Source organism: Pseudoalteromonas sp. 78C3, assembly GCF_002836695.1.
GTDB lineage: Bacteria > Pseudomonadota > Gammaproteobacteria > Enterobacterales > Alteromonadaceae > Pseudoalteromonas > Pseudoalteromonas arctica.
The window spans coordinates 22541-41263 of sequence record NZ_PJAV01000132.1 but is presented as its reverse complement, the minus strand read 5'-3'; the positions used below and the strand labels follow the sequence as shown (position 1 = coordinate 41263).

The window sequence follows — 18723 nt, the reverse complement described above, 5'->3', positions numbered from 1 at the left end:
TTCTCAAGGATGCAGTGCATGGAATCTATTATCGAGTTAATTTCTAAAGTTCCAAACGTTGTTTGGAGTGGCGTCGTTGCTTCTTGCCTAACTTTCTTGGGTGTTTTGTGGACAAATAAAGGCAATGAAAAAAGACAGACAGCGCTGCTTGAACATGAAAAACAAAAATACCAATCCGAACAAAAACTAGCATTAAAGAAGGAGGTCTTTTTAAACGTAGCTAGCTCTTTCGCCGATGTATTAGAATTAGTTCCCAAATTAATGAACTTAGATTTCACGCAAAAAGGTATTGAAACTCAAATGGCTGGCCATAGTGGGATTGTTGCCAAATCCTACCTTGCAGCCAAAGAAGACTCCGTAGCTGCTATTTTAAATTATTCAGCCGAAACGGCTGAATCTATGATTAAATTAATGAAAGATAGAGCTGTAGTTTTAGATCACAAGGAAGCTATTGAAATATTCCAGTCGACAATAGACTCTGCTAACGATGAGAAAGATCGTATCATTTCAATTATGAAAGAATTACACCTTCAAGGGCACAATAATCAGGCTACATTTGATTATTTAAATAAAAATTATGAGATTCAAGAGGATATTGTTAAACGGAGTAAAGTGAGTTTAGAAGAACAGCAGTCAATCTTAGACCCTTTATTTCAGACTTTTGCAAAAAAATGTTTGAGTGAACATAGTCGCCTTTTATCATTATTACCACCTATGGCAATCGCTTTACGTAGTGAGCTTGAAAATGATCAAAATTCTCAAATATTTGTTGATGCTTTAAATGAAAATATTGAAAGGATGAATTTAGCATTTAATAGTCTATTCGAACGCAAAGAAGCCTAACAAAGGTTTTCAAGTCGGACTCGTAACAGCCTGCTCGGTTCCACTTCGTTTCACATTTTAGCAAGCTACTACTCGCCGCTTAAAACGGCGTTAGGTGTATATGATAATCGACAAGCTCGCAGGATTTAACAACCCATACAGCCTGATGGCAGAAAGAGATGTTAGAGCGTCCGCGTGGGTTTACCTAAAAAGAAGTACAATTACCGAAGTAGGAGCGCTGCTTTTATGGTGGCGTTTCCAATACGAAATTACTTTAGATTTCATCAACAAAGGACGACAATTTTACGACACTTCATCATTTAATGGTGGAGAATTAGTCTCATTTAAAGAAAGGCTTAAGCTTTATCGTGAAAGTGGTGAAAAGCATCCTGTTGAATTACCTTTGCATTACAGCTCGTACTGGCAAGACAATCACCTTTAATTCACTTAACAAGGTTGTAACCGGCGTTACGAACGGCCGGAAATGGCACTCTTCAGCCACTCAACAACATAAAATATTGATAATAATTGGCAAGGTATTTTACTGTGTCGGATGGCGTGGCTTCGCCACTTATCCGACCTACGTCAAAATATAAGTTGGTTAAGCCGAAGGCGCCACCCAACAAAGCTTCAGATTCACGCCTTGAAGGTCAGCAGCTGGCAATTAGTAGCCATAAATAAGCGAATCAAACATCAACAAAAAAGGCGCTTCCTTTACGGTAAGCGCCCTTCTCTTATCCCACTAATTACTTATTTTACGATTGTCATTTCGTCTAACAAGTTTTGTGCATTATCTACTTTATCCATTACCCACAACATGTAGCGTGAATCAACATGGATTGAGCGATTAAGCTCAGGGTTGTAATCCCAATCACCAATAATACTTTCGTAAACACCGTCGAACAGTAAGCCTACAAGCTCTGCTTTACCGTTAAGTGTTGGCGAACCTGAGTTACCACCGGTAGTGTCTACATTTGATAAAAAGTTAACGGGTACTGTATTCATGCCGCCCGTGTAATCACCGTAAAGCTTGGCTTTAATTTGCTCTTGTAACTTTTTGGGTGCATTAAATGGGTCAACATCGGTGTTTTTAGCGAGTAATCCTTCAAGCGATGTAAAAGGTGTTGCTACCAAGCCATCTTGAGGTGAGTAGCCACCTACGGTGCCATAGGTTACTCTTAATGTGCTGTTGGCATCGGCGTATACAGGTTTGTTTTTAGCTTTGTTAAACGCAATTATTGCGCTCATTAGCTCAGGGCGAGCTGCTTGTAATTTACCTGCAAGTGCTTTTGATTTATCTTCCTGTGCTTTCATTACTTTAAATATTGCTTTAGCGTATTGCACAAATGGGTCTTGGCTTTGATTTAGCTGGCTAAACGATTGCTCAAATAATGAATTGCGAACAGTGGCATTATCGAGTCTTGACTGCTCATACATGCTATCATGTAACGCGCTTTGGGTTGCTTTATCAAACCCATTTTGTACTTTAAATACGTTATCAACGTCGCTAAAACGCTCTTCTTTTGGAAGTGCTGCATACAGCTCTAAAAAGTGCAGTAAAATAGCTTTGTCTACTTTGCTATCATAACGGCGCGTCATGCGCTCAAGCCCTGCTTTAATGCGAGGTAAGTCACGTTCTTGATAACCAGATTCACGTTCGCTATTTGGCTTTTGTTTTTCATAAGCTAAGCGGTATAAACGTCGTGCTGTACTGATCATTTGTGAGCGATGTACATAACCTAACATGCGGTCGCGTTCACTGTGCTCTTGTGATTGCGCAATTAGCTCAGATAGCTCACCTAATACGCTTCCGTATTGTTCTTTACGCTCACCGTCACTATTGATCCATTGTGTTAACTCTTGCTCAAACTGTTTTTTGCGCTCAAGCATAGTGCCTTTTTTGAAGCTTTCGATCATCGAACCATAGTTTTTAATATAGTTGTTATAACCTGCAATGGTGCTTTCGTAAGCAATACGCGCTTTACTGCCGTCTTCTGAATTTTCTTCAATAAGCGACACGTATTTTGAGTTATGAACGCGTGCTTTAGGGTAACTGTCGTTAAATACGTTATCTACCTCTGTTGCAATGCGGTAGCGGTTAGTACGCCCTGGGTAGCCTGTAACCATTACAAAGTCGCCTTCTTGCACGCCTTTGGCACTTACTTTTAGGTAAGAGTCAGGTACGTAAGGTACGTTGTCTTCGCTGTACTCTGCAGGTTTTCCATCTTTGCCTACATAAGCGCGGTAAAAACCAAAGTCGCCTGTGTGGCGCGGCCACATCCAATTATCTATATCGCCGCCGTATTTACCTACGCCCATTGCCGGTGCATAAGTTAAGCGTACGTCTTTTATTTCAAGTGACTTAATTAGGTAAAACTCTAAACCACCATGAAACGAATACACATTACAACGATAGCTTTCGTCGGCTTCACACTGGGCTACTAGCGCTTTTTCATTTTTTTCGAGTGCGTCGTAGCGTGCTTTTGCTGTTAGCTCGTTAGTACCTTTAATTACTTCATCTGTTACGTTGGTAACCGTTTTTGTTACATATACGCGTGAGCCCGGCGCTGCAGGTAAATCTTCTGTAGGACTTTTAGCTAAAAAGCCATTTTCTAAGATATTGTTTTCAGGCGTTGAGTTGTATTGTACCGAGCCATAAACACAGTGATGGTTTGACACAACTAAACCTTTAGGCGATACAAACGATGCTGTACAACCACCTAGGCTAATTACCGCATTCATTGGGAATTCGGTTAATTTAGAAATAGATTCAACATCAATTTCAAGCCCTTTGGCTTTTAAAATTGATTCTAACTCTGGAAGTTGGTGTGGTTGCCACATGCCTTCGTCGGCTATGGCACTACTTGAAAGTGATAAAGAAAATGTGGCTGCTAATGTAGCTACAAGAGGTTTTAAACGCATTATAGAATCCTTTTTATTTGTTTCTATAACAGGTTACTCGTCAGTAGCTAATGAGGTCAATAGCCGTGCAATGAATTGTTACAATCAAGTGTTTAATCTTACTTTTATCAAAATTCATCGAAAAATCAAGAAACTGTTTTGCTGGTATGGGTCTACTAAAATAGAAGCCTTGCATAAAATCACAGTCTAATTTGTTCAACAAAGTATGCTGCTCTTTTGTTTCTACGCCTTCGGCTACCACTGTCAGCCCTAAACTGTGCGACATGGCAATAATTGCCTTTACGAGATTACAATCTTCATTGTTTAGTACAATACCGTCAATAAAACTTCTATCTATTTTAAGTACATTAAACGGATACTCCCTCAAATAACTTAATGATGAATAACCTGTACCAAAGTCATCCATTGATAAGTTAATGCCTAATGCTGTTATTTCAGTCAATATATCAACAACATTAGTGTGGCAACTCATCAATACTCCCTCAGTTATTTCAAGCTCTAAACTTTCGGGATTTACGTTTGCTTCACTCAATGAGTTTTGAATAAAACTGAGCAACCCTACGTCTCTAAATTGGCGAGGCGATAAGTTAACAGCCATGGTGTATTGCTGTGTGCGTTTACAAGTACTTTGCCATGTGTTTAAAAAATCTAATGCTTGGCTAATTACAAACTTGCCAATGGGTACAATTAATCCTGTATTTTCGGCAATAGGTATAAACTCATCGGGTGTTACATTACTTAGCACAGGGTTATGCCAGCGTAATAACGCTTCTGCGCCAATTATGTGTTTATTTTTGGCGTCAAATTGGGGCTGGTAGAATAACTCGAATTCATTACGTTCAAGGGCGCCACGCATCTGCTCTTCTATTACTAGTCGGCGCTGAATAATTACATTCATCTTTTTAGTAAAAAATGAATAAGTATTACGACCATATGATTTTGCTTGATACATTGCAGTGTCAGCATTTCGTAATAAATCAGCAACGGTTGTACCATTTTCTGGGTATATGGCTACACCAATACTCGCTGTAAGTATGTGTTCCCGGCCCTCAATTTTAAAAGGGGCTCTAAAGTTATTGACCAGTTTTTCAGTGATTTTTAAAGCAGAATGATGATCAGTTATACCGCGTAACAATACGATAAACTCATCCCCACCTAGGCGCCCTACCGTATCGTCTTTTCGCAGTGCCTCTTGTAGCCTTTGCGCTGATTCAATTAAAAGTTTGTCTCCTGTTTCATGGCCTAAGGAATCATTTATTTTTTTAAAATCATCTAAATCTAAAAACAGTACCGCTGCTTTTTCGTTATTTCTTTGTGCTTCAATAAGCAATTGCGACAAACGATCAAGTGCTAAAAAACGATTTGGGAGTAAAGTTAGACTATCGTAATACGCTTGATGTCTAATTAGTTCATCTGATTTATGCTGTTCTGTAATATCTCGAATAATAACCATTAACTGGTTATGTTCTGTTATTTTATTTATTCTTGCTTCAAAAAAAACGAGCCCATGGGGTAAAGCTAGCTCATATTTAAAGCTCATCATCTGCTCTTTTTCTAATACGAGGCTGATATAGGTTTCAAATTTTTTGGCTACAGCGCGCGGGAGTACATCACCCATTTTTTTACCAATAAATTGCTTTGGCTTGGTGTAGAGATCGGTCTCATTACTGGCATGATACTCAATAATAGTTCCATCATTTTCCATCAAGAAAAATAAGTCAGGAATTGCCTCAAAAATAGTTTTTAGCATATCCTCATTAAATGATGCATCTGCTTGTGCCTTTTTAACCTCAGATAAGTCAATATCAATGCAATACATTTGTTTTGTATTATATTGATTTGTAAACATAACATGGCTAGAAAAAACAGATACACTTTCGCCATTTTTACCTTTTAGGGTAATTTCGGATGCTGGAATTTCTATGTCTTTTTCTACCCAATCACTGTGTGCGTCAATTACAAATTCACACATTGATTCTGGAATTATAAGGTCTTCTATTTTTTGCCCTATGGCCTCTTCTTTGGTGTATCCGTAAAGTCGCACACTGCCTTCATTCCAATAAATAACACGACGCTCATTGTCATAACCTTGAACAGAAATTACATTTACCGCATCAAATAACTGGTGCAAATAGTCGTTAATTACAAATTAGTTGGTTAAGTCTGAAGCAACGTCGTCTAATTTCATTTTGAGGCTATATCCATAAGTAATTTTATTTAGTAATAAAAAACACCAAATAATAATTAAATTTAATTTTAATATTAAATTTCCATGTACATTATATACGCCATTATACAAAACAAAAAAAGAGCCGAAGCTCTTTTTTAATAATTGTTAACTGTATTTAAACTCTATAAAAACTGAATTTATTTTTTTGTCACATCATTTGGATGTTCCACGCCAATCCATGCTTTGAATAGTGCTTTTTGCTGTGGCGTTGCCTCTTTATCAGCAACTACTTTTTTAGGCTTATCGAAATCTTCTGATAATACTAATGTTAAGCTTTCAAGTGCATCGCGACGAAGATAGTCAACGGTTACTTTGTCGCCTGCCTTAAACGTTTCTAAGCTGGTTTTTAAATCTTTACCTACGTGATGTTTGTTTATAGCGACAATTTTATCATCGGTAGTTAAACCTGCTTTCCACGCACTGCCACCACGGCGAACGTAACTTAACGTAAGTAACTCGCCTGTGTTTTTAGCGGTAGCATCAATGCTTGCAAGGGCTTTTGCTTTTTCAGGACGTTCAAATTTCAAGCCTACTTTAGTAAGTAAGTCGTCAAAGTTAATACTTGCAGGCGACTCAACATTTTCTTGCCACCAGCTTGAGTAATCACGCCCTGTTAAATCTTTTAAGATATTAAGTACATCTATATCTGTAAAACCAGCTGGCATTTTATGATTGTTATAAAGTGCTTTGTGTACGTCGCGATAGCTTATTTTACCTTGGCTTTTTTCTAGCAAGTCGATATCTAAAACTAATGAAAGTAATGAACCTTCTGAATAAATATTAGTGCTGTAGTTACGTGCATGATCGCCACCTTGGTTAATCCATTTATCAAAACTTGTTTCGCTTGCGCTTTGCACTTCACGGCCTGGGGTTTGTAAATGGCGATTAATGGTTTTGCTCATCACTTTAAAAAATTCATCTGTGGTTTCAATACCAGAGCGAACCATTAAATGATCTTCAAAATAACTTGTTGAACCCTCTGCAATCCAAAGCAGTTTAGAGTAATTCATATTAGTGTAATCGTACGGCACTAAACCTTGAGGGCGGTATGCTTTAACATTCCACGTATGAACAAACTCATGCGCAGCGGTGCTAATAAAGGCTAGGTAATCTTCGCGGCTACCAAATCTATCGCGTGGACGTTGAATAATTGTTGAGTTTAAATGCTCTGTTGCACCACCAGCACCCGACGTAGCGTGTACCATAAATACATAACGTTCATACGGATAGCCATCCCAAATTACATTACCAGTAGCAACTAATTTTTTAAGATCGGTAAGCATTTGCTCTACATCGTAGTTACCATCGCCCCATATAACTAAATCGTATTCACGGCCATCTACTTCAAATGTGTGTAGTTGGTTAATACCCGTTTCGATTGGTGAATCAACAAGTACGTCGTAATCTGCTGCTTTAAATGAATTTTTGCCTTTTAAATTATCCATACCCGATACAGAGCGCCACTTTTTAGGTACCTCTAAATTAACGGTTACTGGCTCTTGGCGAAATGATTCACTAAACATAAAAAAGCCTGATGCATCTATAAATGCATGGCTGTCGTCAATGTGGCGAGCGCGCTTACCAAGCTCATTTGCATACACCTGGTAGTCAACATTAACTTCTGTTGGCTCATTAAGGTGTACACGCCATGTACTATGGTCAATTTTTTCCCATTTTAACTCTTTGCCATCTTCATCTTTAGCTTTGAAGTAACGAATGCCATTGGCAAGGTTTAGCATTTCATAGCGACCCGTTCGCCATGCAGGAAGTTTTATATCAAGATGTGCTTGCGCTGTTTTTGGAAACTCAACACTTACATCGCCTAAATGATGTTGTGGTTGTGAGATTTCTAAAGAATAATTTACATCGGCAAATACAGGTGCTGAACATGCAGCTAAAATAGATAGGGCTAATAACTTTTTCATAGAGACTCTTAGTGGAAACTTAATTGCCTGCAAGACTAGCAAGCCCCTATTTAAAAGTGAATTAAATACGACAAATTGCCCCGTATACGAGTTTATACGTAGTAGCTTATTAAAATTTCTAAGTTTTTTACTAGATAACTACACATAATAAAAATTTGTTGTAAACTGAAGATAATAAAATTAATTTGATGGCGGTACGCTTAGGTGTCTGAAAGATCTAATCCAACAGATAAAAAACTCAAACAAGCAATTGATGCTCGTATGGCTATTGAGAGTGCACGCAAACATCAAGTGGATATTTTGTGCGACTTTGCAGCTAAACTTTCGCTAAGCTGTAAAGGGCTTGATATTGAGTTAGATAATCGCCTTGCTAAATTTAGAAGTGCACTCAATAAAGGTATGAGCTTTGAAGACCTCTCTCCTCTTGTTAGTGAAACTTTGATATTACTTAAAAATCAAGAATCGATTCAGCAAGCTCAGCAACGTGATTTATTCAACAGTGTACAAAATGCAGGTAAACAGTTACAAAAAACTAAAGGTTTACCAGACGATACTCGCAGAGCCCTGAGAAATTTACTCGATCAAGAGATTAATAACGTTCAGTCAACCCATGGTTATATTCCGCTACTTGACCAACTTATTCTTTTTTATCATGAAGCATTGCTAACTAAGCAAGACCCTCAAGCCGATAATCAGCGCCCTGTAAAACAAGCTCGTGCAAAAAAACTACTTGAGCTGGCTAACGAACTTATACTTGAAGAAGAAGCTACACTACAAATTAATAGTATAAAAAATAATATTACAGAAAGTGACACAATCGATGCATTACTCGATGTTGCGATTAACATAATTGAAGTCGTAGTAAAAAACATTAGCAAAGAGCGTAAATCTGCACAAAGCTTTTTAGTTTCATTAAATCAAACCCTCGAAGATCTACATAATTCTATTGTCTCTACTAGTAGACACTCAGAATCGATGAGTATTGAGTTTGATTCGTTAAATAAAAGCATTGAACTAAAAATAAAAAACCTCAACGAACAAACACAAAAAGCAACGTCAATCTCATCTTTAAAAGAACTTGTAGATAACGAATTAAAATCACTAAGCGAAGATTTTCTAGCAAAAGAAAAGTTAGAACGAAAAGATAGAGAAATGCTTAGCACTAGCTTTAGTGAAATAAACAAACGAATTGTTACTTTAGAAGATAAGTTAACAACGTATAAAAAACGCTTAAACGAACAGCGCTTTAAAAGTTTACTTGATGGGCTTACAAAACTGCCTAACCGAGCTGCATTTGATGAACGTTACAATCACGAAATGCATTTGTTTAATGTGCAGCCATCAGATGTTACGCTTGCGGTTATTGATGTTGACCACTTTAAATCTATCAATGATAGATTTGGCCATACCGCAGGTGACATTACCTTACAGGTTATATCAAAAGCGTTGCAAAAATCGGTAAGAAAGTCCGATTTTATAGCGCGTTACGGCGGTGAAGAATTTGTATTGTTAATGCCAGGTGTGTCGCTTGAAAACGCAACATTACCTCTGGATAAAGTAAGAAAGGTAATTAAAAATATACCTTTTAAATTTAGAGAAAAACAAATTGAGATCACAATCTCGGTAGGTGCAACTCAGTTCAAAAAAGGCGATACTCTGTTAAAGGCATTTGATAGAGCAGATGATGCTCTTTACGAGGCCAAAAATTCAGGACGAGATAGACTTTGTACCAGTAAATAATGTCATAGCCATTATAAATTTTATGACAAGTAGTTTTTTACGATTTAGCAGTAAGGAGAACGTCTATGTTAATACAGTTAAACCCAACTGGGGTTTTAGATTTACTGTCGCAATTAGAAGTTGATTTATTAGAGCAATCTTCTGCTAGTGAGCGTTATAAGTTATTTAGAAACTGCGTACTAGCAGTGCTTAATGTAGGTAGCCATACCGACGAAAGTAGCGATATATACGACAAATACAAAGATTTTGATATTCGTTTAGTAAGCCGCGAACGAGGCATTAAAATTGAGCTTGAAAACCCACCCGAAACCGCATTTGTTGATGGCGAAATAATTACCGGAATTCACGAGCATATATTTTCTGTTATTCGCGATATTTTGTTTATTTGTCAAAAATACGAAAAAGATTTAAAAGAGCAAAAAGCCATTACTCATATGGTATTCGATATGCTCAGAAATGCAGGTGCTTTGCGTGTTAATAGCGAACCAAGTATGGTTGTTTGCTGGGGCGGACACTCAATAAACGAAGTTGAATATAAATACACAAAACAAGTAGGTTACGAACTGGGCTTACGTGGATTAAATATTTGTACTGGTTGTGGCCCTGGTGCCATGAAAGGCCCAATGAAAGGTGCCACTATTGGCCATGCAAAACAGCGCAATACCAATAACCGTTACTTAGGCCTAACAGAGCCAAGCATTATTGCTGCAGAGCCACCAAACCCTATTGTTAACGAATTAGTTATTTTACCTGACATTGAAAAGCGCCTTGAAGCTTTTATAAGAACAGCTCACGCTATTATCATTTTTCCTGGTGGCGCAGGTACTGCTGAAGAATTGCTATATTTATTAGGCATATTACTTCATCCAGATAACACCAAACAATGTTTGCCTGTGATTTTAACTGGCCCTAAAGAAAGTGAAGCGTACTTTAAAGAGCTGTGTGAATTTGTTGAAATGACGCTTGGTAAAGAAGCATTAGATAAGTTTGAAGTTATTATTGATAATCCTGAGTTAGTTGGGCAAAAGCTAAGATCGGCTATGGCCAATGTTCGTGATTACCGTAAAAGTGAAGGCGATGCCTACTACTTTAACTGGACGTTAAAAATCGATAACGATTTTCAACAACCTTTTGCACCAACACACGAAAATATGGCAAGTCTTGATTTACATCTTGATCAACCAAAGCAGTTATTAGCGGCTAATTTACGCAGAGCTTTTTCAGGTATTGTAGCTGGAAATGTAAAAGACGAAGGCGTTAAAGCCATTAAGCAAAACGGTCCATACATTTTAAGTGGCGAGCCTGCCCTTATGGAAAATATGGATACGTTATTACAAGCATTTGTTGATCAAGGCCGTATGAAACTCCCTGGCAGCAAATACATTCCGTGTTACAAAATAAAAGCATGAGTTTTATAGTTTGAAACCCCATTTACTTCTTATTGATGCGCTTAATTTAATTAGGCGCATTTACGCCGTTGACGCTAATCAAAAACATCACAGTGATGAGCAAATGATACAAACGTGCTGTGCACGTGTAGCTCATGCGTGTAAAAAGCTTTTAGATACAAGTAATGCAACCCATGCGATTGCGGTATTTGATGGTGACAAAAGCTGGCGTTATCATTTTTATAAAGACTACAAACACTCCCGTGCCCCAATGCCTCAAGTGCTAAAAGATGCCTTAGAGCACTTTAAAACCGCAATAGAAGAAACCGGTATTGTTGTATTTGAGCCTATTAACGATGAAGCCGATGACATTATTGCAACGCTTGCGTTTAAGGCATCAAATAATCAAATAGCTAATACTGTTGTCTCTACTGATAAAGGCTTTTTACCCTATATAGGCCCCTACATTACAGTTTATGATTATTTTAAAAAACTCTATTTAGATGAGACAAGTATAAAAGAGCGTTTTGGTGTTGAGCAAAATAAGCTCGTTGATTTTTGGGCTTTGGCTGGTGATAAAACAAATGATATTCCGGGAGTAAAAGGAATAGGCACTAAGTCTGCGCAGCAAATAGTTAATAACTATAATTCAATTGAGCATGCGGCCGAAGATGAGTCTCTAAGCCCGAGTATTAAAGCAAAGTTAGCCGCTAATATGGATATGTACGTAATCTCAAAGCACTTGGTTAGTTTACGCACCGATATAAATTTAGGCTTTAGTTTAAAGCAGTTAAGGCTTAATTAATCGCAAGTTAATAGCCTCTAAACATTACAAAACGTATACTATTTATTAGTTACCGGAGTTAGAGTAAACCATATTGAAAAAATTTATCCGATATTTAATCTTAGGTTTAGGGCTATATGCACTGATAGCAGCGTTGGTGATCACCTTTTATAAAGATGATCCTCAGGCTATGATTTGGCAAGACCGAGAGGCTTTCAATAAACGTTATATCGAAAAACTATCACTTGAGCAGCCAACAACACTAAATACTGTGCTTGATTATTTAGGCAGCCCCGACCTTACTTATGCCAAACGAGATGGTGAACAGGTATTTCAGATTGTTTTTTACCGTACACAGCATAAAACATCTGACGGTATAACCACTATGGATGAATGTACTGGGTTATTATTTAAAAATGGGCAGCTATTTTTATGGGGTCCTAGTGCATATAATAAATATCAAGAACAAAACTAGGTGAAGGTTTAATGGATGAAGCTGTTTCAACTACTTTAGAGCAGCTGCTTAATAATACGCAGCTGTTTTTAAGCTATTATAACAATAAACAAAAATGGACAGCCTTATACCCCATGGCAAGTAAGCTAGCTGAGCAATATAGAGTGCTCTATAGCGAACAGCCATTCGCATTACAAGCTCGTTTAACACTTTATAATCCTAATTATTCTTATGCCACCAATTTAGTTGTTAGCCAGAGTGTAATAACCGCTGCACTTTGTAAATCTCAACACTATAACAATGCCCTAAGCGAGCTATACATAGCGGCTTCACTTATTGAGCATTTATGTGTTGGAGCGCAATTAAACAAGCTTTGCGAACAAACACCTTTTCAAGACTCTGATAAAAACATATGGAAAATACGTCATCAGTTAGCCGCAAAAGTAATGTTATCCAGTGGCGATTCTGCCAAACCCGTCACGCAATTATTAGCTAAGTTAAGTAAATATAAACAAGCATTGGTAAGTGCTCCTAAAATAATGCTTTACGATGGGGGCATAACACTAATTGCTTTAGCAAATATTATTAGTATGAACATTACTAGTAATACGGCTAATAAACACATAAGTTTATTTAAAGCACTTACTGACTTGTACATTCGCACACCAAATTTGTTTGCACTGCAGCTAATCAAATCACTTATAGCCCATTTGGGGCCACTATTACCGGGAAGCCGCGTTTTTTATGCCGAGCAAACCATGATTTATTTAGCGACTGATGCGCAGCAAAAACATATTTTAATTAGTAACACTAATCCAAATAAATTAGCTTGGTTTAGCGTTAAAGCAACGCTTAACGACAACCCAAAACAATGGCATTGCGCTGATAAAACCATTAGCTTCAAAGTGTTTAACAGTGAACATGTTAAGTCAAAAAGTGTGGTTGGCGTTGATAAAGCACAGTCTTTACTTGAACTAATAAGTAATATTAAGTCACAGCACGAATATAGCTATAAAGGGCTAAGCCAGCTAATGGTGGCTCACCCTCAGGTAGTTGCTAATTTATGTGAGGCAGTAAAACCTTATAATAAGGAGCATCAGGCCGCTAAAGACTTAAAGCATAGTTTATCGATGGTCGGTTATTATAATGCACCTGCGATAATTCAAAGAGTTGTTTTTGAGCAATTAGTTAATGTTACCCCACACCCTCTGCAAGCCTACGTTACTAACAGATTAAATGGTTTAGTAAAAATAATGGCCTTATTAGTCAGTAAAAATAAACATGACCAGTTTGAACACATTACATTACCTTTATATGCTTATGCTCACTTTTTATTAACGCAATGCAGTACACAGCTTTCTCGTAAAACGCTGATTGACGACACACCAAATAAAACATTGAGTGCCCCTATTTGCTCATTTTTTGGAGTAGATTCAATTAATAACGAGCAACTAACGCAACAGCTTACTCATTTATTAAGTGACAACCCATGGACAACGGCACTTTTAGAAGCAGAGCAAACACCTAAAAAACACTTAACTGATTCTCATAAACTCTGGATCACACTTAAAATTGTTGCCCAGAGTGTTTTTAAACCAGAACTTGCGCTAACAGCGTGGCAACTGCAAACATTAAACGAACAACTGAAAATACTAAATTGGCAAAACCCAACTGATTTTAATCAAAAATTAGAATCTCTCGCGTTATTTAATAGTATTTAATTTATGGAAACCTATTTAACGTCTTTATACCCATTATAACTTTGATGTATACCCAGTATTTCTTGTATAAACTAGCAAAATGGGTGATAAGTTGATATAAATGCGCCCTTAAATTTTCAAGCACGTTCACATAAATGATCTAACAAGCGATTACTCTCTCAGGGTAATAATTTATGTGCAAATCAAACTCTTTAAAGGAAAAGTCAATGGCCAAACAAACCATCACAGTGATCAAAGGCGACGGCATCGGTCCGAGCATTATCGACTCAGCACTTGAAATATTAAAAGCCGCAGGTTGCGACTTTGATTATGAATTTGTTGATGCTGGCCTAGCTGCACTTGAAAAAACAGGTGAGTTACTTCCACAAGACACGGTTGATACAATAGCTAGAAACAAAATCACTCTTAAAGGCCCATTAACAACGCCTGTAGGTGAAGGTTTTACGTCTATTAACGTAACACTTCGTAAGCAATTTGGTTTATACGCTAACGTACGCCCTGTTAAATCATTTGTTGGCACTAAAGCGCGTTACGACGATATTGATATCATTACTATTCGTGAAAATACGCAAGGTATGTACTCAGGTGCAGGCCAAATAGTAAGTGAAGACGGTAATGAAGCAGAAGCAAAATCGATAATTACGCGTGAAGGCGCAGAAAAAATCGTAACTTTTGCATATGAGCTAGCGGTACGTGAAGGTCGTAAAAAAGTAACTGCTGTTCATAAAGCTAACATTTTAAAATCAACATCTGGTTTGTTTTTAAAAGTAGCACGTGAAGTAGCTGAGCGTTACCCACAAATTGAATCAAATGAAATGATTGTTGATGCAACGTGTATGAAACTGGTAATGACACCTGAAGAGTTTGACGTAATTGTTACGACTAACTTATTTGGTGATATTTTATCTGACCTTTGTGCTGGTTTAGTTGGCGGTTTAGGTATGGCTCCAGGTGCTAACATTGGTGAAGACGCTGCAATTTTTGAAGCTGTACACGGTAGTGCACCAGATATTGCTGGCAAAAACCTAGCTAACCCAACATCTGTAATTTTAGCGTCTATCCAAATGCTTGAGCATTTAGATATGGGCGATACAGCAGAGCGTATTCGTAGTGCTGTTGCTGATGTAATTAAATCAGGCGACCGTACAACCCGCGATTTAGGCGGCAGCCACGGTACAACTGATTTCACTCAATCAGTAATTGACCGTTTATAATTAATATTTGTTATTAATTTAAATAGCCCGCTAATTTAGCGGGCTATTTTTATTTGTTAATTAAGCTTATACCAACCTGCTTATATAGTTAGTATTAAACCTAAATAAACTTAACAGTAGTAATCCTAATAAACCTGCCAATGATCCGCCACTTGAACCCGAACTACTTTGTTGCTTTTGCACTGTAAGAGATAACTCTTTAGTAAAATTATCATTTGTTTGAGTATCAGTAACATTCAACGTTACACTAAATGCCCCGTCAGTTTGATAAGTATGCCTTGGGTTTTGTAAGTTTGATACCGCACTGCCATCACCAAAATCCCAACTGTAAGTATAACTATTAAAGCCGCCGGTTACTTGCGCATTAAATTGAGCGCTTAAATCATTTACTGTAACGTTTGCGTCTATGCTAAGCGGAACAGTTGCAGTTACATCAACTGCTTTAGTTTGCTCCGTGCCTTCGTTATCTGTCACTGTAAGCGTTACTTGGTAATCACCAGAGTATAAATAATTATAAGTGAGCGATTGCGTCGTTAAAGTACTTCCATCCCCTAGCTGCCAATTATAAGTATACGGTGCTACTCCACCTGTAAACGAAGCTTGAGCTGTTAATATTCCTTGGTTTATTTCATATTCAATTTCATTTACAGATAATGGCTCAACTAATATAACTTGAGCTACAGCTACTTGCTGTGAAGTATCATTACTTGCCATAAACTCAACGCTATAGGTGCCATAGTCTTGATATTCATGAGTAGGCGTTAACTCTGTGCTTGAGCTACCATCGTCAAAACTCCACGTGAATTTATCCGCAGGCGTGAGTGCAAAACCTTCTACATTAAAATTAACGATTAAACCTGTTTTGGTAAAATTAATACCTTTAGTAACATCGTAATTAAGCTCTACTTCTATATCTTCACTATCAGCTGACTGGCTTATAATATTAAACCCAAAGCCAACCTGTGGAAGCACAACGCCCGATGGCTGTTGCGCTGAAAAACTATAGTCGGTTTTATCAGTAAACTCTGTAATAGCTGATAAATCATCATCACCTAACCCAGCTCGCTGTGGATATAAACTAAAAGCAGCATCACGAATTTGAATTGCTGAAGCAGCCGGAGTTTGCGTACTGCCTTTATTTATCGAGCGCTGATCAGCATCTACCACTAATGCAAAACCACTACCTGGATGCTCTGTCGTGTTGTTATCTGCTTGAGATTCATTGCTATACCACAATAATAATCCCGGTGAGTACTGCTCTGCTTGCAAACTACTATCAACGCCTGTGTATGAACGCAATTGTAAATAGTAATGTGATGGCGATGCATATGTGTAACTACCTATTTTTTCAAAGCCATTAAACTCGGTGTTAATTTGATCTTGTGCATTATTTTGCCAAATTAAGGTATCACTTTGCTCAATACGCATATCATCCACAACAAAACCATAATAATGTGTGTTCGCATCTGTTATGTATTCAATTTTTAGATCAATCATTTGCCCAGCATAAGCTGATAAATCAAACTTATGAGTTAAATAGCCGTTAGGCTGCTTAGCATCACTATTAAAAAATGAATCACCTGATATATACGGACCAATGTCACCATAGTATGGGTTTATTGCTTGGGTATAATTACTAGCAATAGGCTCCCCATTTACTTTTACCTGTACTAAATCATAGTCGCGCTCAATACTGTAATAAGCAATAAAGCTTAAAGTAAGTGCCTCAGTTGTGTTTGGTAGCGTTACTGTATTAACTAGGCTGTTACTAACATTGTCGCCCGTATTTGAATAGTATTGAAAATCGCCTTCTACTGGCGTTTTAAATTTTTCGAGTCGAGATGGCAGTGTTATTTTTATTTGGCTTTGTAGTTGTGAAGTACTCGCAGTATTAATTAATGTTTGCTGTGCGTTAGCATCTATCTCATCCATATCAAGCGTGAGCTGATTAGCCCAATTACCCTGGTATCGATTTTGTAAATATTCAAGCGCATAAGGACTAAACATAACAGGCTCTGAACCTCGTGGCGAACCTGCCCAACTTCCTGTCGACATAACTGACCAAGACGCAACAGGCTCACCTACCGTGTTAGATTGTAAGTCGTATTCATCTAATAATCCCAAGTCATGCCCAAACTCATGTACCACCACGCCAATCCCAGCATCAATTGGATTAATTGTGTAACCAAAGAGTTTAATACTGCTGCCTGCAATCTCGCTCGGCCCACTATTTTCATCAAATACATAGTAGCGGTGCGACCAAATAGCGTCGGTGCTTAGGTAACCGCCACCTGACTCCTCACCAATACTTGAATGAAAAATCATTACATGATCAATAATTCCATTAGGCTCGTTGAGGATGCCATCGCCATCAACATCATCTAAATCAGTTAAATCATAATCAGCTAAATTAATATTAAACTTTGCAACCGCCTTCTCCACAGCCTCTTTGACTAAAGCGGGCGCATTTTTATCACGCGTACTGCCTTGGCGTTCACCATATATTTTTGCATTGCTATCAGCGGTTACCCAGCCATATACCTGCCCGTTAAAGTTTAAGCTATTACCAGATGCTGCTTTATAATAATCTGCAGCCGTTGATAAGCTTTGTCCATCAGGGCCCGCATAACCTTGAGTATTAAAAAGCATTTGCTGATAGTGTTCAGTTGAATAATCAGCGTAAAACATGTCTGTGTCTTGCTCTACAAGTCGATTATCGTCATGTTTGAGGTCAGGAAAATCAATTAAGATAGCTAACACTTTTACATCATTAACGCTTTGATCAGGCACTAGCGACGTTGAAAAAGCGGCTTGTTGTTTATTTGTGTTTGAAAAATCCGTAGAGGAGGATTTAAATTGCCTAAAGCCATTTTTAATTGAGTGATTGGCAACTTCTTTGTTACTCATATATGACTTAAATGAACTATCTAACTCACTAGAGGATATTTGGTCTCTTTTTTTAAGCCAATATAAAATACGTTCTTCGTTAGTTATACCAACATCATGCGGGCTTAAATTATTAGCCGCTACCATAGGGCTTAATAGCGTAGTTAAAAGCGCAATTAACGTCACTTTTTTCACTGTTTTTTCCTCAAACATAATTATGTAGTAATCATACCTAATAATAGAAATTTAAACATGCGATAAAAACATATAGTTAACATGTGCAATAAAGGTTAATGGTCTGTCACACTCTTTTATAACTAAAATCAAACACACAACCTAAAACGCATAATTTCTGCTAGTTAACTCAGTTAAATACAGTATTTCTGAAGATTTAAATTAAAAAAAGCTACAAAACGAATTTAAAATGCAAAAAACCACTTTCAAGGTTGACATAAGGGTTCAAAACCCTTAAAAATAAACCTATACAGAATTTTTAATTTAAAAGCAGTGTTTTGCTAAGTAGAGTAAAAACTATGAACACACAAATTAACCTTTTAGTCGTACTCGTACTGGTCTTAGTTATAAGCCCAGCGGGGATGTATTAAAAGGTGATACTGCTTTTTAAAAACCCTCGCAC

12 protein-coding genes are annotated in these 18723 nt (G+C 37.5%); 8 read left to right on the top strand and 4 right to left on the bottom strand.

Annotated features, from left to right (window positions below; all coding sequences use genetic code 11):
* Positions 1-843: hypothetical protein (locus tag CXF76_RS07620; RefSeq protein ID WP_232785107.1), on the top strand; the 843-nt coding region annotated here is incomplete at its 5' end.
* A 100-nt stretch (positions 844-943) separates the two neighbouring features.
* Positions 944-1264, top strand: coding sequence for a hypothetical protein (locus CXF76_RS07615; RefSeq protein ID WP_101163373.1), 321 nt, complete (start codon positions 944-946; stop codon positions 1262-1264).
* Positions 1265-1572: 308 nt separating this feature from the next.
* Here CXF76_RS07615 and CXF76_RS07610 read toward each other — a convergent pair whose 3' ends face one another.
* The 3 genes from CXF76_RS07610 to CXF76_RS07600 form a co-directional block, all read right to left on the bottom strand.
* Complete coding sequence (locus CXF76_RS07610; RefSeq protein ID WP_101163372.1) at positions 1573-3744, bottom strand: S46 family peptidase; 2172 nt, start codon at positions 3742-3744, stop codon at positions 1573-1575.
* Positions 3745-3784: 40 nt separating this feature from the next.
* The gene (locus CXF76_RS07605; protein WP_232785108.1) at positions 3785-5887 is read right to left on the bottom strand and encodes a bifunctional diguanylate cyclase/phosphodiesterase; all 2103 of its coding nucleotides are present in this window, start codon (positions 5885-5887) and stop codon (positions 3785-3787) included.
* A 224-nt stretch (positions 5888-6111) separates the two neighbouring features.
* On the bottom strand, positions 6112-7899 hold the full coding sequence (locus CXF76_RS07600) for a M61 family metallopeptidase (protein WP_101163371.1): 1788 nt from the start codon (positions 7897-7899) through the stop codon (positions 6112-6114).
* A gap of 204 nt (positions 7900-8103) precedes the next feature.
* Between CXF76_RS07600 and CXF76_RS07595 the strand changes: the two genes are divergently transcribed.
* The 6 genes from CXF76_RS07595 (at position 8104) to CXF76_RS07570 (ending at position 15200) form a co-directional block, all read left to right on the top strand.
* A complete protein-coding gene (locus CXF76_RS07595) occupies positions 8104-9639 on the top strand; it encodes a GGDEF domain-containing protein (protein ID WP_007580677.1) in 1536 nt (511 codons plus the stop codon).
* Positions 9640-9704: 65 nt separating this feature from the next.
* The gene (gene ppnN / locus CXF76_RS07590) at positions 9705-11048 is read left to right on the top strand and encodes a nucleotide 5'-monophosphate nucleosidase PpnN (RefSeq protein ID WP_007580678.1); all 1344 of its coding nucleotides are present in this window, start codon (positions 9705-9707) and stop codon (positions 11046-11048) included.
* Between the two features lie 10 nt (positions 11049-11058).
* Complete coding sequence (xni, locus tag CXF76_RS07585) at positions 11059-11832, top strand: flap endonuclease Xni (RefSeq protein WP_024609155.1); 774 nt, start codon at positions 11059-11061, stop codon at positions 11830-11832.
* A gap of 70 nt (positions 11833-11902) precedes the next feature.
* Positions 11903-12286 (top strand): DUF3192 domain-containing protein, encoded by a 384-nt coding sequence (locus CXF76_RS07580; RefSeq protein ID WP_024591078.1) that lies wholly within the window; start codon positions 11903-11905, stop codon positions 12284-12286.
* A gap of 11 nt (positions 12287-12297) precedes the next feature.
* On the top strand, positions 12298-13986 hold the full coding sequence (locus CXF76_RS07575; RefSeq protein WP_101163370.1) for a hypothetical protein: 1689 nt from the start codon (positions 12298-12300) through the stop codon (positions 13984-13986).
* Between the two features lie 206 nt (positions 13987-14192).
* Complete coding sequence (locus CXF76_RS07570; protein ID WP_007580684.1) at positions 14193-15200, top strand: isocitrate dehydrogenase; 1008 nt, start codon at positions 14193-14195, stop codon at positions 15198-15200.
* Between the two features lie 66 nt (positions 15201-15266).
* Here the strand turns inward: CXF76_RS07570 and CXF76_RS07565 are convergent, their stop codons facing one another.
* Positions 15267-18281: an immune inhibitor A domain-containing protein gene (locus CXF76_RS07565; RefSeq protein ID WP_101163369.1), complete on the bottom strand. Its 3015-nt coding sequence runs from the start codon at positions 18279-18281 to the stop codon at positions 15267-15269.
* Positions 18282-18723 lie beyond the last annotated feature (442 nt).